The following is a 23,232-nucleotide window of genomic DNA, read 5'->3' as shown; positions in this document are numbered from 1 at the left end:
TATGTCTGCGTCCCTTCCCGTGATCATCTACCCGCCGGAACTGCCCGTCAGCGCCGCCCGGGAGGAGATCGCCGACGCCATCCGCGACCATCAGGTCGTGATCGTCGCCGGCGCGACCGGTTCCGGAAAGACCACCCAGCTGCCGAAGATCGCGCTCGAGCTCGGCCGGGAGCGCATCGCGCACACGCAGCCGCGCCGTCTGGCCGCCCGCACCATCGCGGAGCGCGTGGCGGAGGAGCTGCAGGTCGAGCTGGGCACCCTCGTCGGCTACAAGGTGCGCTTCACCGACAAGGTCTCCGACGAGACCCGCATCGCGCTGATGACCGACGGCATCCTCCTCAACGAGATCCACCGCGATCGCCTGCTCACCCGCTACGACACGATCATCATCGACGAGGCGCACGAGCGCTCGCTCAACGTCGACTTCCTGATCGGGTACCTGGTGCGCATCCTGCCGGAGCGCCCTGACCTCAAGGTGATCATCACCTCGGCGACGATCGATCCGGAGAGCTTCGCGAAGCACTTCGCCCCGGCCGGCGGCGAACCCGCACCCATCATCGAGGTGTCCGGTCGCACGTACCCGGTGGAGATCCGCTACCGCGAGCAGACCGAGGAGACCGAGGACGAGGACGAGGTCTCCGCGATCGTCGCCGCGCTGCGGGAACTCGACCGCGAGGAGCCCGGCGACGTGCTCGTCTTCCTGCCGGGCGAGGCCGAGATCCGGGATGCCGCGGATGCCGTGCGCGGCGCGTACGCGAAGGATCGCTCCCCCACCGAGGTGCTCCCCCTCTACGGACGGCTGTCGGCGGCGGAGCAGCATCGGGTCTTCGAGCGCTCCCGCGTGGCGGGCGTGCGGCGCCGGGTCGTCCTCGCCACGAACGTCGCGGAGACGAGCCTCACGGTTCCCGGCATCCGCTATGTGATCGACACGGGCACCGCCCGCATCTCGCGGTACAGCAATCGTTCGAAGGTGCAGCAGCTCCCGATCGAGGCGATCTCGCAGGCTTCGGCGAACCAGCGCGCCGGCCGCGCCGGACGTACCAGCGACGGCATCGCGATCCGGCTGTACTCCGAGGAGGACTTCGACAAGCGGCCGGAGTTCACCGAGCCCGAGATCCTGCGCACCTCTCTCGCCTCGGTCATCCTGCAGATGCTGTCGCTCGGCTTCGGCGACATCACGGCCTTCCCCTTCCTCACGCCGCCGGACTCGCGAGGCGTGAAGGCGGCCTTCGATCTGCTCACCGAGCTCGGGGCGGTCGAGCCGTCGCGACGCGACGACTCCCCGCACCTCACCCGCGTCGGTCGCGACATCTCACGCATGCCCATCGATCCGCGGTTCGCCCGCATGCTGATCGAGGCCGGGCGCCACGGGGTCACGAACGACGTGCTGCCGATCGTGTCGGGTCTGACGATCCAGGACGTCCGCGAACGGCCGGAGGAGCGCCGCGAGGCCGCGGATCGGCTGCATGCCCGCTTCGTCGACCCGACGAGCGACTTCCTCACGCTGCTGAACCTCTGGAACCACCTGCGCGAGCAGCAGCGCGAGCTCGGCTCCAGCGCCTTCCGCCGGCTCTGCCGCTCGGAACACCTCAACTACGTGCGGGTGCGCGAGTGGTTCGACGTGCATCGTCAGCTGCGGACCCTGGTCAAGTCCTCGGAGAAGCAGGGAGCGTCGGATCCGGACGCGATCCACCGCGCCCTGCTGTCGGGCCTGCTCTCGCAGATCGGCATCCTCGACGAGCGCACGGCCCCGGCCGGCAAGGCGCACTCCCCCGCGAAGGAACCGAAGGGTCGCCGCATCGCGGAGTACCGCGGGGCCCGCGGCATCCGCTTCTCGATCTTCCCGGGCTCGGGCCTGCGCAAGAAGAGCCCGCAGGCGGTGATGGCGGCGGAGATCGTCGAGACCTCGCGCACGTTCGCGCGCACGGTGGCCGCGATCGATCCCGCCTGGGCCGAGCCCCTCGCCGGCGACCTCGCCAAGCGGCAGGTCACCGAGCCGCACTGGTCGAAGGATGCCGGCGCCGCCGTCGCGTTCGAGAAGGTCACACTGTTCGGCGTCGAGATCATCCCCCGACGACGCGTGCAGTTCGCCCGCATCGACCGGGCGGCGTCCCGCGAGCTCTTCGTGCGGCACGCCCTCGTCGAGGGCGAGTGGGATCCGTCGCGCATCGACAAGCGGGTCAGCGCGTTCTGGCGCAGCAACGGCGAACTCCGCAAGCGCCTGGAGAAGCTCGAGGAGCGCGAACGTCGTCGCGACATCCTCGCCGGCGACGAGGCCGTGTTCCGCTTCTACGACGAGCGCATCCCCGCCGACGTCTTCGACGTGCGCTCCTTCGAGACGTGGTGGCGCGAGGCGCTGCAGGCCACTCCGAAGCTCCTGGTCATGCGCGAGGCCGATCTGCTCGATGACGAAGCCCGGGCTGATCAGAGCGAGTTCCCCACGCGGTGGACGCAGGGCGATCAGGTGCTCGGACTCGCCTATCGCTTCGAACCCGGCGCCGACGATGACGGGGTGAGCGTGGTCGTGCCGCTGCCGCTGCTCGCGCAGATCGAAGACCGCGGCTTCGACTGGCAGGTGCCGGGTCTGCGCGCGGAACTCGTGACCGGGCTGCTGCGGGCTCTCCCCAAGGCCATCCGCCGTCACGTCGTCCCTGCGGCGGACTGGGCCGAGAAGTTCGGCGCCGAGCTCGCCGATCAGGGGCCGGAGAACCATGGCGGCCTGCCGCCGCGCACGCTCAAAGAGGCACTCGCCCGGCTCATCCAGCCGCTCGCGAATCAGCTGGTCGCAGCGAGCGACTTCGAGGACGATCGCGTGCCGGCGCACCTGCGGATGAACTTCCGCGCCGTCGACGAGCGCGGACGGGTCGCCGGATCGAACCGCGACCTGCGCGCCCTGCAGACGCAGCTCTCCGACCGGGCGCGCAGCAGTGTGGCACGGTCGATCGCCGCTCCTCCGCGCGGTCCGCGCGGCGCGCGGGATGCGGCCTCCGCCGTCGTCGCCGCCGCGACGAGCACCGGCTCGATCGAGAAGACCGGTCTGACGTCGTGGACCTTCGACGAGCTCCCCGAGGTGCTCGACACCCGCGTCGCGGGCGGCGTCGTGCGCGGCTACCCGGCGCTCGTCGATCAGGGCAAGACGGTCGCGGTGCGGGTCGAATCGACCGCGGATGCCGCGGCGGCGGCGACCCGCTCCGGGCTGCTGCGACTCGTGCTGCTCGGCGTCCCGTCTCCGTCCTCCTATGTGCAGGAGCACCTCACCAGCCAGGAGAAGCTCGCCCTCGCGGCCTCCCCCTATCAATCCGCCGCCGCCCTGATCGAGGACAGCCGGGCCGCGGTCGCGCGGCGGGTGATCGACGCGTCGACAGGCGGAACGGGGATCGTGCGGAGCGAGGCCGAGTTCACCCGGGTGCGCGATGCCGTGTCGGCATCCCTCGTCGACGACCTGTTCGCCTGCGTCTCGCTCGTCGCGCGGATCCTGACGAAGTCACGAGACGTCGAGCGCGGGATCAAGGCGCAGAACTCCCTCGCCCTGCTGGGTCCGCTGAACGACATCCGCACCCAGCTGTCGGGGCTGCTGCATCCAGGATTCGTCTCGGCGACGGGCGTCGAGCGCCTCGCGCACTTCCCCCGGTATCTCGAGGGCATGCTCGACCGCCTCAAGACCCTGACGACCGAGCCGGGCAAGGATCGCGCCCGCATGACGGAGTTCGAGCGCATGGCGAAGGCCTTCGAGGACGCGGGCGGGACGATCCCGCTCCCCGCCGACGCTCGGCCTGCCCTCATCGAGGTGCGCTGGCTGCTCGAGGAGTACCGCATCAGCGTGTTCGCGCAGCGCCTCGGCACTGCGCAGCCCGTCTCGCCGCAGCGGATCATGAAGGCCCTCGCCGGCAACGGTCGTTGAGCGAGCGCCAACGAGACGAAACGCACGCGGGTAGCCTGGATCGTATGGCACGCGCGATCGTCTACACCGAGTTCGGATCCCCCGCAGTCCTGCACCAGATCGAGATCCCCGACCCCGTCGCGGCGCGCGGCGAGGCCGTGGTGCGGATCGAGGCCGCGGGAGTGAACCCCATCGACGCGAAGCTCCGCAGCCGCAAGCGCCCTTCCCCGGACATCACCGAGCCTCGCCCCGTCGGATTCGACGGGGCCGGAGTGGTCGAGGCTCTCGGCGAGGGCGTGGACGATCTCGCGGTCGGCGACCGTGTCGCCGTCCGCGATGCGCTGGGCACGTACGCGTCGGCGCTGGCGGTCGAGACCGAGAAGCTCGTGAAGCTCCCGGATGCCGTCACCGCAGCCGAGGGCGCGGCGATCGGCATCCCGGCGGGCACCGCCTATCAGTCGCTGCGTTCGCTCGGCGTGACCGAGGGCGACGTGCTGCTGGTCCACGGCGGTTCCGGCTCTGTGGGCCAGTTCGCCGTGCAGTTCGCCGTGGCGTGGGGTGCGACCGTGATCGCCACCGCCAGCCCTTCCCGCCATGAGCTCCTGCGCGAGCTGGGCGCCATCCCCGTTTCGTACGACGAGGGACTCCGGGAGCGCGTGAAGGATGCCGCGCCTGCACCCGTCACCGTCGTCCTGGACTGCGCCGGCACCGACGAGGCGATCGAGACGTCGCTCGCCCTCGTGGACGACCGCGACCGGATCGCGACCATCGTGCGCGGGCCGGATGCCGCGTCGTTCGGCATCCGCGCGTTCTCCGGAGGCTCGCCCGTGCCGCTTACCGCGGAGGAGCTCGCCTGGCGCGCGGAAGCCCTGCAGAAGACCGTCGAGCTCCTCGCGGCCGGCGACTTCACGATCGAGCTCGGTCCGGCGCTGCCGCTCGCCGAAGCGGCGCAGGCCCATGAGCTCATGGAGTCCGGCGCCGTCTCGGGGAAGATCATCCTCGTCCCGTAGTCACACCCGCCCCGCTCGCGCGGCGGCGCTGATGCCCGCGACGATCGCCTCGGAGACCGCGTCGGCGTCGAGTCCGGTCACGATCCTCGTGCGGCCGTCACCGGCATGGAATCGGCTGATGCCCTCCTCGTCGCCGTCGCGCGCGATCTCGACATGGCCCTCCGGCGAGTAGGTGAAGGATTCCGGCTGCGTCAAGGTGAGCACCGTCACGGGGTCGTGCGGAACATTCCACTCGGTGCCCCAGAACTCCCACCACTGCGTGATCTCCGCCTCGATCACTCGACCGAGCTGCCCGGCGGCGCTCATGCGCGTCAGCGCGTCGCGCCGCATGGTGATGAGGCGGGTGACGTCCAGCCCCGACACCGTCGTCGGGATGCCGGCGCCGAAGACGATCGCGGCCGCCTCGGCGTCGCTGCGGAGGTTGTGCTCGGGCTCCTCGTCGGCGAACGAGCCGCCCATGATCCACAGGTGGCGCACGGCGGCGGCGAATCGCGGATCGCGGGAGATCGCCGCGGCGATGTTCGTCAACGGCCCGATGGCCATCACGTCGACCGTGCCCGGTGCCGCGCAGACCGTCTCGACGAGGTGGCTCACCGCGTCCGTGCCGTCGAGCGCGTGACGATCGAGCCCGTCGTACAGCTTCCCTTCGTGACCCGCCCACCAGACATCGCGCCCGGACAGCGTCGTCGACTCCCCGGAGTGCACCGGGATCGTCGTGCCGGCGATCTCAGCGATGCGCTTCGTCATCCGTCCGCGCAGAGCGGTGTCTCCGTAGACGGTGGTGACGCCGAGGAGTTCGATGCTCGGCGAACCGAGGATCAGCGCCAGGGCCATCAGGTCGTCGACATCGGTGCCGATGTCGGTGTCGAGGATGACGCGGTGGACTGCAGACATCTGGTGTGGGCCTTTCATGGGGATCGGTGCTACTTCAGCCCGGTCGTGCTGACGGACTGGATGAAGTACCGCTGGAACGCGAGGATGATCGCCAGCGGGATGAGGACGAGGATCATGGAGGCCGCGAACAGCACTCCGTAGTCCACCTGGAACTGCCCCTGCATGTTCGACAGCGCGACCGGGCCGAGGATGTGCTCCTCGTCCGTGCCCATCAGCAGCGGCCAGACGTACGCCTGCCACTGGAAGAGGAACAGCATCAGACCGGCCCCGATCAGGGCGGGCCGGGACAGCGGCAGATAGATGCGCGTGAAGATGCCCCACCAGCCCAGTCCGTCCAGACGGCCCGCTTCCACGAGCTCCTCGGGAATCGCGAGGAAGAACGTCCGCAGTAGGAAGATCGCCATCCCGTTGCCGATCCCCGGGAGGATGAGGCCGAGGAAGGTGTTCTGCAGCTGCCAATCGCGGAACATCGACGCGAGAGGGATCGCGATCGCGTCGAACGGGATCAGGAACGAGAGGATCACGATCGAGAAGAGCGCCGCCTGCCCGCGGAACCGGAAGGCCGAGAGCCCGAACGCCGCCGTCGCGCAGACGATCAGGCCGACGATCACCGTCACCACGCTCACGAAGAGCGAGTTGAGGATGGCGCGGCCGAGGTCGCTGTCGAGCAGCGCGGCGTAGTTGTCGAGCGTGGGTGTGGTGGTGAAGAACGTCTGCCACTGCAGCGGGTTGAGGTAGCTGAACGTCTCCGCGCCCGGTCGGAGCGAATTGACGAACGTCCACCAGAGCGGGACGAGGAAGGCGATGCCGACCGTGACGGCCAGCAGCGTCGACCAGATCAGCAGGACGGTGCTGCGCGGGAAACGGCGTCGGTTCGGGGTGATCGTGGTCACGGCTGGTCCTCCGTCCTCAGCAGACGGAACTGCAGCGCGACGATCACCACGGTGATGAGCACGAGGATGACGACCTCGGCCTGCGCCTTGTTGATGTCGCCGAAGGTGTACGCGCGGGTGTAGAGATCGTGCATCAGCAGGTTGGTGGATCCGTTCGGTCCGCCCTTGGTCAGGATCTGCACCGGGGCGAAGACGAGGAAGTTCGACACCGTGTCCGCCACCAGCACGAAGGCCAGCGGCCGGCGCAGCAGCGGGAGTGTGATCGACCAGGTCTGCCGCCACCACGACGCCCCGTCGAGGGAGGCCGCTTCGTAATACGACGTCGGGATGTCGTTGAGGCCGGCGATGAGGAACATCATCCAGTAGCCGACGCCGATCCACGACAGCAGGATCATGATCGACAGCAGCGCCTGATACGGCGAGGTCAGGAACGGCTGCGGAGGGATGCCGATGATCGCGAGGAACCCGTTCGCGAGGCCGTCCGGCCGGTAGATGACGCTCCAGACGACCGCCGAGACCGCGGGCGGCACGGCGATGGGGAGGATCACCATCGAGCGCCAGAACTTCGATCCGACCGCCCGCCGGGTGAAGAGCACCGCGAGGAGGAACGCGGCCACGATCTGCAGCGGATTGATGACGACCGCGAAGAGCAGCGTAACGGCGAGCGAGTTCTGGAAGTCGGCGTTGGTGAACAGCTCGATGTAGTTGCCGAGGCCGACGAAGGACGTGCCGCCGAGCAGGGTCGAGCGGGACAGGCTGTCGACGAGCGCGACAGCGGCCGGAGCGAGGCGCAGGAGCAGCAGGGCGACGAGTGCCGGGAGCAGGAACAGGAGCGCGATCCCCGCGACGCTCCTGTTCCGTCGCTGTCCGAGCGTCCCGCGGACGCGGGTGCTCATTGCAGCTGGCTCCAGGCGTCTTCGATCTGCGACTGGGCCTGCTCGAGGCGTTCGGCGGGGTCGGCACCGTTGCGGATGTCCGCGAACGCCTTGTTGATGAGCGACTCGAACTGGACGTACCCCACCGACACCGGTCGGGCGACGGCCGTGTCATCGATCTCGGACGTGATGAGATCCGCCACTCCGGCGCCGTGCTCGCCCGCCAGCTCCTCGAGGCCGGGCAGGTATTCCGCTGCGGCCTCCGTGTTCGCGGGAATGATCGTCGTCGCCTCGGTGGTGGCGAGGTTCCCCGCAGGGTCGAGCGCGGCGAACTCCAGGAACTCCTGCGCGGCCGCCTTGTTCTTCGACGCGGTGTTGATGCCCCACGACCAGGAGCCCGTCGGCGTCACCTCTGCTCCGCCCTCGAAGTACGGCTGCGGCGCGACGCCCCAGTCGAATGTCGCGTTCGCGGCGAACCCTCCGACGTCCCAAGGTCCGCCCACGAAGAACGCGACCTTCTGATCGGTGAAGACGGCACTCGTCTGGAAACCGCCGACGCCGCGGGGCGACAGGCCGGATTCGAAGGAGTCCGCGTACCAGGACAGCGCCTTCTCCCAGCCCTCGTCTGTGACGTCGACATCGAGCATGTCCGGACCGGAGATGCCGGAGCCGCCGCCGGCGGACTCGATCAGAGGCTGCAGCTGGTAGTACGCCTCGACCTGCTCGAGGAGGAGCCCCGACTCGGCACCGGCGGCCTGTGCTGCACGCCCCGCCTCGGCCGTCTGCTCCCAGGTCCAGCGCTCCGCCGGATCGACGGAGGGGGCCTCGACGCCGGCCGCCGCAAGGAGGTCCTTGTTGTAGAACAGCATCTGCGTCGAGTTCCAGATCGACAGCGCGTACATCTTCCCGTCGTAGACGTTGATCTCGTACTGCGCCGCCGAGGTCGCATCCTTCGCCTCGGACTGCAGGGCGCTCAGGTCTTCGAGGAATCCCTGCGCGGCGATCTGAGCGAGGTTCGGCTGGTCGACGGCGAACACGTCGATCGTGTCGTCTTCAGCCGACAGTCGTTGCTGGAGTGTGGTGGCGTACTGGTCGAACGGCACCTGCGAGTACTCCACGGTGATGTCGGGGTGGCCATCTTCGAAGGCCGCGATGACCGGGGCGAAGACCTTGGGGTCCTCGGGGCCCAGCAGTCGCACGGTTCCGGAGGCGTCCTCGGAGTCCGTCGAGCCTGCGTCGGAGGTGGCGCAGCTCGACAGCGCCAGAGCGGCGACGGCCAGCCCGGCGATCGCGGCGACGTGTCGCTTCATCTTCTTCTCCCTTGAATGTGGATCTGATCTATGCGGTTAGACGATGCGGTTAGATGGACTATAGCCCGCGAAATCCTTCAAATCAAGAGATGAATACGAGACCCCGGTGCTACGCTGACCGAACTTATCTAACCGCTTAGTGGGGAGAACCCGATGGCCACCGCGAAGGACGTCGCCGACAGGGCGGGCACATCGACGGCCGTCGTCAGCTACGTGTTCAACAACGGACCGCGCGGCGTCGCACCGTCCACCCGCGAGAAGGTCCTCCTGGCGGCCACCGAGCTCAACTACCGCCCGAATGCGCTGGCGCGGGCGCTGAGCTTCGGGAAGACGCTGTCGGTCGGCCTGATCGTGCCCGACATCGCCAACAGGTTCTTCGGCGAACTGGCACGGGCGCTGGAGGAGGCCGCCGCCGCACGGGGGAACCTCCTGCTGATCGGCGACTCCGGACTCAACGTGGAGCGCGAGCGGTCGCATGTGGCGGCCTTCGTCGAGCGCCGCGTCGACTCGGTGGTCATGGTGTCGCTCTCCGACACCCCCGACCTCCGCCCCTTCACCGACGCCGGCATCCCGATCGCGGTCCTGCACCCGGTCGATCCCGGGCAGCAGGCGTCATCGATCTCGATCGACTACCGGGCCGCCGCGCAAGCGGCCACCGCCCACCTGATCGAGCACGGGTACCGCTCCATCGCGCTCCTGAACGGCCCCGACGACTCCGCGGGCTCGCGGCAGCATCGCGAGGGCTTCTTCCGAGCGATCCAGGCGCATGATCGCTCGATCGACACCGTGGAGCTGCAGACCGAGATCTCCCGCGCGCACGCCGCTCAGGTCGCTCTCGACGTGCTCGCCCGTCCCTCCCGGCCCCGCGCCTTCTACTGCTCGACGGATGAGCAGGCGCACGGCGTGATGTTCGCCTGCCACCGCCTCGGACTGACCATCCCCGACGATGTCGCCGTGACCGGGTTCGACGGCACCGAGCACTCCGCGTACACGTATCCCCCGCTCACGACCGTCCGTCAGCCGGTGATGGAGATGGCGGAGCGAGTGATCTCACTCCTCACCGGGCACGTCGAACTCCCGGTTCACGAGATCGCACCGTTCGAGCTCGTGCTCCGGGAGTCGTGCGGTCCGCACGGTGGACCGGACCGCTGAGGCCGACGCCTGTCAGGCCGGTGCGACCGGCCGTCCGATCGACAGCATGAGGCGGTTCGCCCAGTTGAAGAACGCCGCGCCGTGGATGACGTCGGCGATCTCCAGATCGTCGAGGCCTGCCGCGCGGAGCCGGGCGATCTCGCCCTCCCCGAACGCGCTGGGCGTGTCGGTCAGAGCGACGGATGCCGCGACGACGGCATTCCACCGCTCACCGAGGTCCGCCTCCACCCCCTCATCGAGCAGGCGGTCGACGTCGTCGACCCGCTTGCCGTGGTGGGCGGCGAAGCGGGAGTGCACCGAGGCGCAGAACACGCAGCCGTTGCGGCGGGATGCCGCTGTCGCCGCGAGCTCGCGCTCGGCGCGCGGAAGGCCCTCGGCGACGTTGTAGAAGATGTCCTTGTCGACGAGCGTGCGCGCCTTCAGGATCTCGGGGTCGCGCGCGAGCAGACGAAAGTAGTCGTTCTTCGCCCGGGCCGCATCGACGAGTCCGTCGTAGTGGCGCTCGGTGAGCTCCTCCTCCGGCAGCGGAGCGAGATGCGGCAGCCAGCCGACCTCCCCGCGGGTGAACGCGTGCGGGTGCGGGGCGTCGTGGGTCAGCACGGTCTCGGCGGTCATGCGGCCTCCTCCTCGGAGTCGGCGGCGGCAGTGGTGGCGAATCCGGCAGCGGCGAGGGTGCGCAGTCCGGTGATGACGCGCTGCTGGAAAGCCAGGAACGAGACCAGCTGCGACAGCGTGATGATGCCGTCGGCGGACCACCCGGCATCGAGGAGGCGGCTGATGTCGCTGCCCGACGCCTCGCGCGGGCGGAACACGAGCAGGTGCGTGTGGGCGAGAGCGGCGGCGAGCCGGTCGCCGAGAGCCTCGGCAGCGGCATCCGACGGCGCGTAGCGCTCGCCCTCGGTGTTCTCGTCCTGCAGCCCGCTCTCGGTGTAGGCGCCGAACGGGCCTGCGACGGCGGCATCCGCCGCTTCCGCCAGCACGACCGCCGCACGCTGAGCGTCGGCGGCGAGCGCGCGGTCGGCGTAGAACGTGCCGGTCGCATCGGAGCTGCCGGCGAGACGCGTGGCGAAGGCCGCGATCAGCTCGCGCTCCGCCTGCGACACGTGCTCCTCCGAGACCGGACGGAACAACGCGTCGAAGCTCGCCTGCAGCTGTTCCCTGGTCACCGGGCGACGACGCCGCAGTGCATCGAGCTCGGGCGTCACCCCCACGATCTGATCGACGATGTCGTGTGTCATGCCTTCTCCTTGATGGTGTCGGTGATGTCGGTGAGTGCGTACCCGAGGGCGGGCGCGACCTGTTCGGCGAAGAGCTCGATCGAGCGCAGCACGTGCTCGTGCGGGGCGTCGACCGAGTGCACCTGGAAGGCGACCTCGGTCGCGCGGACGAGCGTGGCATCGGCGGCGAGCGACTCGGCCACCTGCTCCGGCGTGCCCAGGTGCGTGTCGAGAGCGGCGATCAGCTCGTCGATGTCATCGCCCGGAATGGTCTGACCCTGTCGGCGGAAACCCTCGGCCGCACGGCGCAGGCCCACCTCGGCGAAGCGCAGCGCCTCGGCGCGGTCGTCGGCGACGAACACCGTGCGCGACGCGGTGATCCGCGGTGTCACTCCGGCGGGCAGGGCCTCGAGGTACGCGTCGATGATCGGGTCCTGCAAGGCGGACAGCGGCGCGTGCAGCGCGTCCTCCCTCCGCGGCTGCGTGCGCGAGAGCAGCAGACCGTGCCCGTGGATGCCGGCGCGATGACCGCCCGGCGCCGAGAAGGTCGCCTGCCAGATGCGGTCGGCGAGGCCGGCGGCATCCGGGTAGAGCGTGTTGCCTGCGCCGATGTCGCGGCCGCCCAGGGCATCGAGCAGCACGGCGAGCTTGCGGTCGTACGTCGGCGCCTTGTCGCGCACGTCCTCGCCGAACGGCACGAACGACGACGGGGTGCCGCCGCTGCCGAGGCCGAGGTCGAGGCGACCGCCCGACAGCAGGTCGGCCACGACAGCGTCCTCCGCGACGCGCACCGGGTCTTCCAGCGGCAGCGTGATCACGCCGGTGCCGAGACGGATGCGCGTGGTGCGGGCCGCGATGCTCGCGAGGAACACCAGCGGCGACGGCAGCCCGCCCTCCGCCGCACGGAAGTGGTGCTGCGCGACCCACGCCCGTCCGATGCCGACGCTCTCGGCGCGCTGGATCTGCTCCGCGGCGAGCGCGTACCTCTCCGCAGGCGCCGCGTCGTCGAGCAGGCGGGAGAAGAAGGCGACGGTGGGGGCGGTCATGCGGGAATCTCCGTTCGACCGGGCACCGCGGCGAGCAGCTCCCGGGTGTAGTCGTGCTGCGGGTCGTGGAACAGCTCCTCGGTCGGCCCTTCCTCGACGACGCGGCCGCGACGCATCACCGAGACCGTGTGGCTGATCCGTCGCACCACGGCGAGGTCGTGCGAGATGAACAGGTACGTGAGGCCGAGCTCGGACTGCAGCGAGGTGAGCAGCTCGAGGATACGCGCCTGCACGGTCACGTCGAGCGCCGAGACCGCCTCGTCGAGCACGACGATCTCCGGATCGATCGCCAGGGCTCGGGCGATCGCGACGCGCTGCCGCTGTCCGCCGGACAGCTCCTGCGGCGTGCGACGGGCGACGTCCGCGGGAAGCGAGACGCGATCGAGGAGGGCCAGTGCACGCTCGCGGCGCTCCGCGCGGGAGCCGAGCCGGAAGTTCTGCAGCGGCTCGGCGACGATGTCGACGATCTGCTGGCGGGGATCGAGGGAGGCGAACGGGTTCTGGTACACGAGCTGGATGCGACGGCGCAGCGCCCGCAGCTGTTCGCGGGAGGCGTGGGTGACGTCCTCGCCCGCGACCGCGACAGTGCCGGCATCCGGCTGCTGGAATCGCGTGATGAGACGGGCGGTCGTGGTCTTGCCGGAGCCGGACTCCCCCACCAGCGCGTGCGTCGTACCCTTGCGCACCCGGAACGACACGTCGTCCACGGCGCGGAAGCGCTCGCGCCCGCCGACCCGGAACTCCTTCACGAGTCCGTCGGCGACGATGGCGTAGGGGTTCTCCGCCGCGACCGCTGCCGCATCGCGCAGGAACGGCGGGGCGTCGGGGCGTCGGAAGCCGGTCGTGAACGCCGGGGCATCGGCGAGCAGCTGCTTCGTGTACGCGTCCGTCGGCGCGGCGAGCACGTCCGCGCTCGCGCCCTGCTCCACGATCCGGCCGTCCTTCAGCACGACCAGTCGCTCCGCACGGTCGGCGGCGACGCCCAGGTCGTGGGTGACGAGCAGGATGCTGGTGCCCTCCTCGCGCCGCAGCTCGTCGAGCAGGTCGAGCACCTTCCGCTGCACCGTGGCGTCGAGCGCGCTCGTGGGCTCGTCCGCGATCAGCAGGCGGGGACCGAGCGCGATCGCCGTCGCGATCAGCACGCGCTGCCGCATGCCGCCTGAGAGCTCGTGCGGATACTGGCGGGCACGCAGGTCGGGGTCGTCGATGCCGACGCGGTCGAGCAGCTCGATGACCCTGGCCCGACGCGAGCGGCGATCCCGGTGCCCGTGCAGGCGCAGGATCTCCTCGACCTGTGCGCCGATCGGGCGCACCGGGTCGAGCGACGTCGTCGGGTCCTGGGGCACGAGGCCGATCGCCGGCCCCCGGATGCCGCGCAGCGCCCGGTCCGACCAGCCGGAGATCTCGAGGTCGCCGAGCCGCACGCTCCCGCCGTCGACACGCCCTCCGGCAGGCAGCAGCCCCAGCAGCGCATGCGCCGTGGTGGACTTCCCCGACCCGGACTCGCCGACGAGCGCGAGGGTCTCCCCCTCGGCGATCTCGAACGAGATGCCGTGGACGACCTCGCGCCCGCCGTAGGAGATGCGCAGATCGGTGGCGGCGAGAACGCTCATCGCGTGTTCCTTCCGAGCCGGTGGCTGATCCGGTTGGCGCTGAGCACCACCGCGACCACGACCAGACCCGGCAGGGCCGTGAGCCACCAGGCGGTGCCGATGTAGTTGCGTCCCTCCGCGATCAGGAGACCCCACTCGGGCGTGGGCGGCGGTGCGCCGTAGCCGAGGAACCCGAGGGTCGAGATCGCGAGGATCGCCGTGCCGAACTGCAGGGCGGCGAGCGCCACGATCGGGGTGAGCGAATTGGGCAGCACATGCCGCCGCAGCACCGCGAAGAACGTGGCCCCGCTGCCGTACGCGGCCTCGACGTACTCGGTGCGCCGCACCCGGGCGACCTCCGCGCGCATCAGGCGGGCGAAGGCGGCGATGCTGCCGAGGCCGACGGCGATCGCGGCGTTCACGGTGCCGAACCCGAGCAGGATGATCACCGACAGCGACAGCAGGAGGCCGGGGATCGCGAGCAGCACGTCGACCACGCGCATCAGCACGTCGTCGAGGACCCCGCCGACCGCTCCGGCGATCGCGCCGATCAGCGTGCCGAAGCCGAGGCCCACGGTGACCGCGATGAGCGCCCCGGAGAGGGAGTGGACCGCACCGTGCACGACACGGCCGAAGAGGTCTCGACCGAGAGTGTCGGTGCCGAACCAGTGCGCGGCGCTCGGCGGCAGGAGCTTGTCGGCCGGCGTACCGGTGAGGGGATCGCCGGGCGCGAAGACCCCGGGGATCACCGCCCACAGGACCGCGAGCACGACGACGACGATCGCCAGGTACAGCCCCCAGGGGCGGGGACGCCGCGGACGGCGTGGCCGGATCGAGGCCTCGCCCGCGGCATCCGCCTCCTGCTCCGGGATCACCGGAGTCGGGAGGGTCGTGAGAACGGGGACGGTCATGCCGGCACCTCCTGCAGCGCGCGTGGGGTCGTCGCCCTCGCCACGTTCCGCTGACGCGGATCGATGAGCGGGGTGACGAGGTCGACGGCGAAGCTGATCAGCACGAAGCCGAGGGCGGACAGCAGCACGACGCCCTGCAGCACCGGGATGTCCTGGTTCGCCACGGCCTGCTCGGTGAGACGGCCGACACCGGTGCGGCCGAACACGGTCTCGGTGACCACCGCACCGCCGACGAGCTCGCCGAACAGGACTCCCGCGATCGTGAGACTCGGTACGGCGGCGTTCCGGGCGACGGAGCGGGTGAGCACCCAGAGCGGCGGAGCGCCCTTCGCCCGCACGACCGTGATGAACGGCTGCGCCTGCACCTGGTCGATGCTCCGCACGAGCACCTGCGCCAGCGGCGCCGAGATCGGCACGGCCAGCGTGAGCACCGGCAGGATGAGCCCCGACACCGGGTCGGCGCCGACGATCGGCACCCAGCCGAGGCCGAAGGAGAACACCTGGATGAGCAGGATCCCGAGCCAGAACACCGGAACCGCGACGAACAGTCCGGGGATCTGGCGCAGTCCGTCGCGCAGCCAGGCGAAACGGGCGAGGGACGAGAGACCCGCGACCAGCACCGCGATGAGCAGCGCCACGATCAGACCGAGGAAGGCGAGCAGCAGGGTCGACGGCAGCGCTTCGCCCAGCATCGTGAGCACCGGGGTGCCGAACTGCGTCGAGTATCCGAAGTCCCCGGCGAGGAAGCCGAGGCCTGCGTGCAGGTACTGCTGCCACCACGGCAGGTCTGCGCCGTATGTCGCGCGGATGCTGTCGAGCTGATCCGGTGAGAGCCCGAGACTCGGGTCGGAGAACTTGATCAGGATCGCGTCGCCCGGCAGCAGCTGCAGCAGGAAGAACGTGGCCGTGAAGGCCGCGATCAGAACGATCGCGGCCTGCCCGGCTCGTCGGAGGACGAAGCTCATCGGTGCACCGTGCCCATCAGTCCGTGCTCATCAGTGCTCGGCGAGCCACACGCCGGAGAAGGTCGGGCGACCCACCGACTCGAAGGCCACGCCCTGCACGTAGGTCGCCGCGCCGTACACCTGCGGCTCCTCGAACAGCGGGATCACGTACGCCTGCTCGGCGATGTAGTCCTGCACGGCCTGCGACGCCGCGATGCGCTTGTCGGGATCCGGCTCGGACGCCACGGCGAGCAGCAGCGCGTCGAGCTCAGCGTCGTTCGAGATGAGGGTGTCGCGGTTCTTGGTGAAGTACTGGCTCTTGATCACGTCGAGGTCCGCACGGCCGACCATCGAGTGGTAGAAGCCGGTCGCGACCGGATCGCGGTTGTCCTCGGCGGCGCTGCCGGCATCGCCGGGCTTGACGGTGAGCTCGACGCCGACCTTGGCCAGCTGCTGCGCGACGAGCTCGAGCGTCTGCTTCGACAGCGGCTGGGGCTTCGCCTCGTAGACGGTGAACGCGAGCCGCTCGCCGTCCTTCTCGCGGATGCCGTCGGAGCCCGGCTCCCATCCGGCCTCGTCGAGCAGCTTCTCGGCCTTGTCGGGGTCGAAGGCGTAGTGCTCCGACTCGTCCTTGAAGCCGAGCGCCTCAGAGGAGAGGACGGACTTCGCGACCGGGTAGTTCTCGGTGAAGAGCGTGTCGACGACCTCCTGCGCGTCGACCGCGGACACGAGAGCCTGGCGGACGCGGACGTCGGTGAGCAGCGGGTTGCTCGGACGGAGGCTGATCGCGTTGTTCACACCGCGGGTCTGCGGGGCGTAGAGCGTGAAGCCGGCGCTCTCGACGCGGTCCTCGTCGAAGGCCTGCACGTAGCGCACGTAGTCGGCCTGACCGGCGAGCAGCGAGCCGATGCGCACCGAGTCCTCCGGGGTGACGAGCACGTGCACCGCGTCCACGTAGGGGCGGCCCTGGTTCTCGGCGCTCTCCGGCGCCCAGGCGTAATCGTCGCGGGCGGTGAGCGTGTACTCGGTGCCCAGCTTCTCGTCGGTCACGGTGAAGGGACCGGAGCCGATGATCTCCTCGGCGTTGCCGGCGCCGAAGTCCTCGATCGTGCCGTCGAGGGTCTCGGGCGACAGGAGACCGGAGTTGATCGTCGAGGTCGCCTGCAGGAATCCGGGCGCCGGGGCCGAGAACCGGAACGTGACGGTGTCCGCGTCGACGACCTCGCTGCTGGCGTAGTTGTTGATCGCCTCGGAGACCGTGAGCCCGCGCTCGGCGTTGCCGAGTCCGTAGGTGTCGAAGTTCTTCGCCACCGCGGCCGCGTCCAGCGGCGTGCCGTCGGAGAAGGTGACGTCGGATTTGAGGTTGAACGTGTACTCGGTCGCGTCGTCGTTCACCGTCCAGTCGGTCGCGATCCACGGCTCGATCTCGAGCGATTCCGGGTTCTGCCATGTGAGACGGGCGGCGATGTTGTTGACGACGCCGCCGTTCGGATAGAAGCCGGCCTGCGGCGGGTACAGGTTCGTGTAGGTCTGGTGCTCGAGGTAGGTGAGCGTACCGCCGGTGATGGGGTCGCTCCCCGCCGCCGGCGCGTTCGCCGGTGCCGGTGAGGAGGCGCAGGCGGCGAGACCCGCCGCGAGGACGAGTGGCAGCGCGACGGCGGCTGCGCGGACGAGACGGCGATTCATGTGAGAGGACTCCTGGGCTTCGGGTGCGAGGGTGTCGCGGAGGTTCAAGGTGGCTTCACGCTAGGGAACGCGGATGCCGCGCTGCGACGCGACGGACTCCGACGGTCGCGAAGCGAAACCTCTCGTCATGCGTCGACACGGGAGGAAATGCGCAGCCGATCGCGCAGGGTCGCCCCGGTGCGCTCGGCGTCGCCCGCGAGCAGTCCACGACGCCGCAGTTCGGGCGCCGCGAGGCGCGTGAAGGCCTCGAACTGCGCGGGCTGGAAAGCCGACAGCACGTTGAAGCCGTCGGCCGCTCCGGCATCGCGCCAGGTCTCGAAGTGATCCGCGATGAGCTGTGCGTCACCCACCACGAAGGCGGCGGGCACGGCATGCGCGGCGACGAGGTGCCGCCAGGTGAGCGGGCGCCGACCCGAGACGGCCAGACCGGCGATGCGGGACACCCGCTCGATCAGCGCGGCGCCGCCCTCCCCCAGTCGTGCCGCGTCGTCCGCGGTCACGGGCTCATCGAAGGCGACCGCGCGCAACGGGTCGTCCGCCGCCACGCCGAGGGCGTCCGAGAGGGCGTCGACGGTGCGGTTCGGCGGGAACGCGGTGCGTGCCGGCTGATGCCCCTCGGCGAGCGGCACGAGCGCGAGCAGGCGCTCCACGATGCGGTGCGCCTCGGCATCCGTCTCGGCGACGACCGGCAGCACCGGCGCGATCACCTTGAGCGACTCGGGCGAACGCCCGGCCTCCGCCGCGATCGCGCGGAGCTGCGCACGCGTGGCGATCGCGTCGGCGATGTTCGGTGCCGCGATGAGCGCGAGGTCGGCCTCCGTCGCCGCGAGCGCACGCGACCGCGGCGATGTGCCGGCGTGCACGATCGGGATCCGCCCCTGCGGCGGTCGGGCGACGTTCAGCGGGCCGGTGACCCGCACCTGCGCACCGTGCAGGTCGGTGCTGCGCAGACCCGCGGGATCGATGAGCACGCCGCGTTCGGCATCCGCGATCCAGGCATCCTCATCCCACGAGTCCCAGAGCCCGCGCAGGGCCGCGACGAACTCCTCGGCGCGGTCGTAGCGCGTGTCGTTGTCGGCGTGCGCGTCGCGGCCGTGGTTGCCCGCGGCCCGCGGCTCGGCGCCGGTGACGAGATTGATCCCGGCGCGCCCACCGGTGAGCACGTCGAGCGACGCCAGCGACCGCGCCGTCGTGTACGGATCGCCGTAGGTCGTGTTGACCGTGGCGATCAGCCCGATGCGCGAGGTCACGCCGGCGAGGAACAGCACGGCGCTGACCGGGTCGATGCGGGCCAGGAGATACGGATCGCGGAACTCCAGGTCGGGTCCGGTCGCCAGCCAGTCGCCGAAGAAGAGGTAGTCGAGTCCGGCTTCCTCTCCTTCTCTGGCGATGTGGCGGAGGATGTCGGCGTCCGCTGACGGATCGCGATGCGCCCCGGGATGCCGCCACCCCGACGGATACGCGCCGAGCGTGCGCACCATGGCACCGACGATCAGAGGTTCGGTCATGCTCGTCACCGTAGGTTCGCACCGCGGACGACTTCCAGGCCGGCGATGCCGGGAGTCACGTGATGTAACAGTCCGTCACACCCACCGCACCCTCTACGCTGAAAGAATGACTGGTCTTCGTTGGGGAATCCTCGCGACCGGCGGCATCGCCGCCTCGTTCGCATCCGATCTGCGCACCGCAGGGCTCGATCTCGTGGCCGTCGGCTCGCGCTCGCAGGAGTCCGCGGACGCCTTCGCCGCACGCTTCGACATCGCGCGCGCGCATCCCTCGTACGAGGCTCTCGCGTCGGACCCGGATGTCGACATCGTCTACGTCTCGACTCCGCATCCGCTGCACCATGAGAACGCCCGACTGCTGCTCGAGCACGGCAAGCACGTGATCGCGGAGAAGGCGTTCACCCTGAACCGCGCCGAGGCCGAAGACCTGCAGCGGCTCGCCGCCGAGAAGGGCCTGCTCGTCACCGAGGCGATGTGGACGCGGTACCTGCCCCACATGATCCGCATCCGCGAGATCATCGCCGAGGGCACACTGGGTGAGATCCGCGCCGTGACCGCCGACCACACCCAGCTGCTGCCGTCCGACCCCGCCCACCGGCTGAACGCGCTCGAGCTCGGCGGCGGTGCCCTGCTCGACCTGGGCATCTACCCGATCTCGTTCGTCCACGACATCCTCGGAGCTCCGACCAGCATCCGCGCCGTCGGGCGTCTGATCGAGACCGGGGCCGATGCCGAGGTCGCCACGGTCATGACGCACGAGGGCGGCGCGATCTCGACCACCCTCTCGTCCTCCCGCGCCGCCGGTCCGAACACCGCGAGCATCATCGGGACCGCCGCGCGCATCGACATCGATCATGTCTGGTACTCCCCCACCTCGTTCCGGGTCGTGCTGCCGGACGGCACCGTCCACGAGGAGTACGCCTCCGACATCGACGGCCGCGGCATGCAGTTCGAGGCGCTCGCCGCCGAACGGCTCGTCGCCGAGGGCAACATCGCCGGCGACCTGCTCCCGATCGCCGAGAGCGTCGCGATCATGGGCGTCCTGGACGAGATCCGATCGCAGATCGGCGTGCGCTACCCGCATGAGGAGTCCGACCGTGGCTGAGCCGACGAACGCCCGCGTCGCGGTCTACCTCGACTTCGACAACATCGTCATCTCCTGGTACGACCGCGTCCACGGCCGCAACGCCTACGGCAAGGACCGCCAGCGGATCACCGAGAACCCGAACGACCCCGAGGTCGCCGAGCGGCTGAGCCGCGCGATGATCGAGGTCGGCGCGATCATCGACTACGCCGCCTCCTTCGGCACCCTGGTGCTCACGAGGGCCTATGCCGACTGGTCCTCGCCCGTCAACGCCGAGTACCGCTCCCAGCTGGTGGCGCGCGCGGTCGACCTCGTGCAGCTGTTCCCTGCGGCGGCGTATGCGAAGAACGGCGCCGACATCCGCCTCGCCGTGGATGCCGTCGAGGACATGTTCCGCCTCCCCGACCTGACGCACGTCGTCATCGTGGCCGGCGACAGCGACTACGTGCCGCTGGCGCAGCGCTGCAAGCGTCTCGGACGCTACGTGATCGGCGTCGGCGTCGCCGGCTCCACGGCCAAGTCCCTGGCCGCGGCGTGCGACGAGTTCGAGGCCTACGACTCCCTCCCCGGCGTGGTCCGTCCGTCGAAGCCGGCACCGGTCGTCGCGGCGCCGACGGCCGAACCCGTCGAGCCGGTCGCCGAGGCCCCGGCCGATGCGCCCAAGGCGAAGGCGCCGCGACGGGCCAAATCCAAGGCGACGACGGCCAAGGTCGAAGAGCCCAAGATCGACGAGCAGGGCGAGGCCACGCAGTTGCTGGAACGCGCCCTGCGCCTCGGCCACGACAAGGCCGACGCCGACGAGTGGCTGCACAGCTCGGCCGTCAAGACGCACATGCGCCGCATGGACCCGTCGTTCAGCGAGAAGGCCCTCGGCTACCGGTCGTTCTCCGACTTCCTCAAGTCCCGCGACGACATCGCGGAACTGGAGGAGACCGGCCACGAGCGTCTGGTCAAGCTGCGCGAGCCCTGAGGCCGGGCTCCCCCGGCTCCCCCGGGGCTCACTCGGTGAAGTCGTACTCCTGGAACTCGGCGACCTCGGGCACCCAGCGCTCCGCCACGAAGGCGCGGTGCGCGGGGTGGACGTCGTACGCGTCGTAGGCGTGCTGGTCGGCGAAGATCATCGAGAACTGATGCGTGAGGTCGCTCTTCGCGCTCACCTGCCGCCGGATGGTGAAGTCCGCGACGCCAGGGATGGAGGTCAGCACGGCGTGCCCGGTCGCGAGGAACTCGCGCTCCTCGGCAGAGCCCGCCGGGTGAGCGAGACGGAAGACGACGGTGTGCTGGATCGGCATGCGGGTTCCTGTCACTGGTTGCTGAACGCGGCGTCGAACGAGGCATCGGGTTTCGGCCAGAGCAGCGACCGCACGTAGGCGAGCGCTTCGGGAGCGCCATGGAGCCGGTCCATTCCGGCGTCCTCCCACTCGATCGAGATGGGTCCCGTGTAGCCGATCGCGTCGAGCGCACGGAACGCGTCCTCCCAGGGCACGTCGCCGTGGCCGGTCGAGACGAAGTCCCAGCCGCGTCGCGGGTCGCCCCACGGCAGATGCGAGCCGAGCACTCCGGCACGCCCGTTGTGCGGGCGCATGCGGGTGTCCTTGCAGTCGACGTGGTAGATGCGGTCGGCGAAGTCGACGATGAACCCGACCGGGTCGATGTTCTGCCACATCATGTGCGACGGGTCCCAGTTGAAACCGAACGCCTCCCGGTGGCCGATCGCCTCGAGCGCGCGCACGCTCGACCAGTAGTCGTAGGCGATCTCGCCGGGGTGCACCTCGTGCGCGAACCGCACGCCTTCGCCGTCGAACACGTCGAGGATCGGGTTCCAGCGGGCCGCGAAGTCCTCGAAGCCGCCCTCGATGACGGATGCCGGGACCGGCGGGAACATCGCCAGATACGGCCAGATCGACGATCCGGTGAACCCGACGACCGTGTCGATGTCGAGCTTGCGGGCGACGCGCGCGGCGCGCTTCATGTCTTCGGCGGCGCGCTGCCGGACGCCCTCCGCATCGCCGTCGCCCCAGACGTACTCCCGGAGGATGGCCTGGTGCCGGAAGTCGATCGGGGCGTCGCACACGGCTTGACCGGCGAGATGATTCGAGATCGCGAAGATCTTCAGCCCGTGGCGGTCGAGGATCTCGCGGCGGGAGGCGACGTAGGCGTCGTCCTCGTCTGCCCGCCGCAGGTCGAGATGGTCGCCGGATGCCGCCACCTCGAGTCCGTCGTAGCCCCACTCGGCGGCGAGGCGCGCGACGTCCTCGAAGGGCAGATCCGCCCACTGGCCGGTGAACAGGGTGACAGGACGCGTGCTCATGAGTGCTCCAATGCGCGAAGTGCGGCGATGCTGCGGGCGGCCAGTTCGTCCTGACTCGGGGCGAGCGGGCGCCACACGGATGCGGCGACCGCGATCGTGGCGTTCTCGCCCGTGAAGCTCTCCAGCCCCAGCGGGCCGTGGTAGCCGGCGTCGTCCAGCGCGCGCAGGATCTCCGGCCAGTCGGTGTGGTCGTCGCCCACGGCGCCGCGATCACTGCCGCACACCTGCACGTGCGCGATCGCCGCACCGGCGGAGCGGATCGCGTCGGCGGGCTTCTTCTCCTCGATGTTGAGGTGGTACGTGTCGAGAGCGAGGCCGACGCCGGCGCCGAGCAGCGGCCCGAGCGCGTCGAGGCTCTGCTCCACGGTGTTGAGCAGACTGGTCTCGTAGCGGTTGAGCGGCTCGACGGCGAGGGTGATGCCGAGGTCGACGGCCTCGGCCGCCAGGGGCGCGAGGTTCTCGCGCAGTTCGCGCACGACGGCGGTGCGTTCATCGGCATCCATGCGCCAGGTCACGCCGGTCGGAGCGTAGAAGGGACCCGCGACGACGTCGGATCCCAGCACACTCGCGGAGCCGATGCACGCTCGCAGGTAGTCCTGAGTCGCCGTGACGTCGCCTGCCTTCGACACGAGGGATCGCCCTGGCCCCATCGCTCCGACCAGGATCGCGCCGAGGCCGAGGGCGTCGAGCACCTCGCGCACCTGCCGCGGGTCCCAGTCCCCCACGTTCTCGAGCGGCAGCTCCAGGGCGTCGTAGCCGAGATCCTTCGCCTTGCGGGCGAGCGGCTCGACCGTCGAATCCGTGAGCGGCGACGTCCACACCCACGTGTTCACCGCGATCGTGCGGGGCATCCTTCTCCTCTTCATCGGGGAGACGTCTCGTCTCGCCGCACTCCTCCGGGAGCGCAGCGAGACGAGACGCG

Annotated in this window: 20 protein-coding genes; 5 read left to right on the top strand and 15 right to left on the bottom strand. The window is 70.1% G+C overall.

Annotated features, from left to right (window positions below; genetic code table 11):
• The first annotated feature begins 1 nt into the window (after position 1).
• The gene (gene hrpA, locus LC452_RS19355; protein WP_223628315.1) at positions 2–3,901 is read left to right on the top strand and encodes an ATP-dependent RNA helicase HrpA; all 3,900 of its coding nucleotides are present in this window, start codon (positions 2–4) and stop codon (positions 3,899–3,901) included.
• 44 nt (positions 3,902–3,945) lie between these two features.
• Entirely contained in the window at positions 3,946–4,890 is a 945-nt protein-coding gene (locus LC452_RS19350; RefSeq protein ID WP_223628314.1) for an NADP-dependent oxidoreductase, read from the top strand.
• Here the strand turns inward: LC452_RS19350 and LC452_RS19345 are convergent, their stop codons facing one another.
• Genes LC452_RS19345 through LC452_RS19330 form a run of 4 tightly spaced genes read right to left on the bottom strand, consistent with a single transcriptional unit; the run spans position 4,891 to position 8,862 of the window.
• A complete protein-coding gene (locus LC452_RS19345; RefSeq protein WP_223628312.1) occupies positions 4,891–5,784 on the bottom strand; it encodes a nucleoside hydrolase in 894 nt (297 codons plus the stop codon).
• A gap of 29 nt (positions 5,785–5,813) precedes the next feature.
• Positions 5,814–6,677, bottom strand: a complete 864-nt coding sequence (locus LC452_RS19340) for a carbohydrate ABC transporter permease (protein ID WP_223628311.1) — start codon at positions 6,675–6,677, stop codon at positions 5,814–5,816.
• The gene (locus LC452_RS19335) at positions 6,674–7,573 is read right to left on the bottom strand and encodes a carbohydrate ABC transporter permease (protein ID WP_223628310.1); all 900 of its coding nucleotides are present in this window, start codon (positions 7,571–7,573) and stop codon (positions 6,674–6,676) included. Before LC452_RS19335 ends, LC452_RS19340 begins: the two co-directional genes overlap by 4 nt.
• Complete coding sequence (locus LC452_RS19330; protein WP_223628309.1) at positions 7,570–8,862, bottom strand: sugar ABC transporter substrate-binding protein; 1,293 nt, start codon at positions 8,860–8,862, stop codon at positions 7,570–7,572. The genes LC452_RS19335 and LC452_RS19330 overlap by 4 nt, the downstream gene beginning before the upstream one ends.
• 153 nt (positions 8,863–9,015) lie before the next feature.
• Between LC452_RS19330 and LC452_RS19325 the strand changes: the two genes are divergently transcribed.
• A complete protein-coding gene (locus tag LC452_RS19325; RefSeq protein ID WP_223628307.1) occupies positions 9,016–10,014 on the top strand; it encodes a LacI family DNA-binding transcriptional regulator in 999 nt (332 codons plus the stop codon).
• A gap of 12 nt (positions 10,015–10,026) precedes the next feature.
• Here LC452_RS19325 and LC452_RS19320 read toward each other — a convergent pair whose 3' ends face one another.
• The 8 genes from LC452_RS19320 to LC452_RS19285 form a co-directional block, all read right to left on the bottom strand.
• Entirely contained in the window at positions 10,027–10,629 is a 603-nt protein-coding gene (locus LC452_RS19320; RefSeq protein ID WP_223628305.1) for an alkylhydroperoxidase domain protein, read from the bottom strand.
• Positions 10,626–11,252 carry a CMD domain protein gene (locus LC452_RS19315; RefSeq protein WP_223628303.1) on the bottom strand — a complete coding sequence of 209 codons (627 nt, stop codon included), beginning with the start codon at positions 11,250–11,252 and terminating at the stop codon, positions 10,626–10,628. Before LC452_RS19315 ends, LC452_RS19320 begins: the two co-directional genes overlap by 4 nt.
• Positions 11,249–12,277 (bottom strand): putative FMN-dependent luciferase-like monooxygenase, encoded by a 1,029-nt coding sequence (locus tag LC452_RS19310; protein WP_223628302.1) that lies wholly within the window; start codon positions 12,275–12,277, stop codon positions 11,249–11,251. Before LC452_RS19310 ends, LC452_RS19315 begins: the two co-directional genes overlap by 4 nt.
• Positions 12,274–13,890, bottom strand: coding sequence for an ABC transporter ATP-binding protein (locus LC452_RS19305; protein ID WP_223628301.1), 1,617 nt, complete (start codon positions 13,888–13,890; stop codon positions 12,274–12,276). Before LC452_RS19305 ends, LC452_RS19310 begins: the two co-directional genes overlap by 4 nt.
• Positions 13,887–14,780: an ABC transporter permease gene (locus LC452_RS19300; protein ID WP_223628299.1), complete on the bottom strand. Its 894-nt coding sequence runs from the start codon at positions 14,778–14,780 to the stop codon at positions 13,887–13,889. The genes LC452_RS19305 and LC452_RS19300 overlap by 4 nt, the downstream gene beginning before the upstream one ends.
• Positions 14,777–15,745: an ABC transporter permease gene (locus LC452_RS19295; RefSeq protein ID WP_223628298.1), complete on the bottom strand. Its 969-nt coding sequence runs from the start codon at positions 15,743–15,745 to the stop codon at positions 14,777–14,779. The genes LC452_RS19300 and LC452_RS19295 overlap by 4 nt, the downstream gene beginning before the upstream one ends.
• 30 nt (positions 15,746–15,775) lie before the next feature.
• Entirely contained in the window at positions 15,776–17,410 is a 1,635-nt protein-coding gene (locus LC452_RS19290; protein ID WP_223628296.1) for a TIGR04028 family ABC transporter substrate-binding protein, read from the bottom strand.
• 125 nt (positions 17,411–17,535) lie between these two features.
• Complete coding sequence (locus tag LC452_RS19285) at positions 17,536–18,918, bottom strand: NtaA/DmoA family FMN-dependent monooxygenase (protein ID WP_223628294.1); 1,383 nt, start codon at positions 18,916–18,918, stop codon at positions 17,536–17,538.
• A gap of 106 nt (positions 18,919–19,024) precedes the next feature.
• Here LC452_RS19285 and LC452_RS19280 point away from each other — a divergent pair, with 106 nt between their 5' ends.
• Together LC452_RS19280 and LC452_RS19275 are read left to right on the top strand one after the other, a co-directional pair.
• Positions 19,025–20,020: a Gfo/Idh/MocA family protein gene (locus LC452_RS19280; protein ID WP_223628292.1), complete on the top strand. Its 996-nt coding sequence runs from the start codon at positions 19,025–19,027 to the stop codon at positions 20,018–20,020.
• The gene (locus LC452_RS19275) at positions 20,013–20,969 is read left to right on the top strand and encodes an NYN domain-containing protein (RefSeq protein WP_223628291.1); all 957 of its coding nucleotides are present in this window, start codon (positions 20,013–20,015) and stop codon (positions 20,967–20,969) included. Before LC452_RS19280 ends, LC452_RS19275 begins: the two co-directional genes overlap by 8 nt.
• A 28-nt stretch (positions 20,970–20,997) precedes the next feature.
• On the opposite strand, the gene LC452_RS19270 is transcribed toward LC452_RS19275, so the two are convergent.
• Genes LC452_RS19270 through LC452_RS19260 form a run of 3 tightly spaced genes read right to left on the bottom strand, consistent with a single transcriptional unit; the run spans position 20,998 to position 23,161 of the window.
• Complete coding sequence (locus LC452_RS19270; protein WP_223628289.1) at positions 20,998–21,291, bottom strand: Dabb family protein; 294 nt, start codon at positions 21,289–21,291, stop codon at positions 20,998–21,000.
• Between the two features lie 11 nt (positions 21,292–21,302).
• A complete protein-coding gene (locus tag LC452_RS19265) occupies positions 21,303–22,310 on the bottom strand; it encodes a sugar phosphate isomerase/epimerase (RefSeq protein WP_223628287.1) in 1,008 nt (335 codons plus the stop codon).
• Positions 22,307–23,161, bottom strand: a complete 855-nt coding sequence (locus LC452_RS19260) for a sugar phosphate isomerase/epimerase (protein WP_223628286.1) — start codon at positions 23,159–23,161, stop codon at positions 22,307–22,309. Before LC452_RS19260 ends, LC452_RS19265 begins: the two co-directional genes overlap by 4 nt.
• Positions 23,162–23,232 lie beyond the last annotated feature (71 nt).

It is taken from the genome of Microbacterium sp. EST19A (assembly GCF_019969685.1).
Classification (GTDB): Bacteria; Actinomycetota; Actinomycetes; order Actinomycetales; family Microbacteriaceae; genus Microbacterium.
Note: the sequence above shows the minus strand (reverse complement) of the source record. Positions and strands in the feature narration are given on the sequence as shown.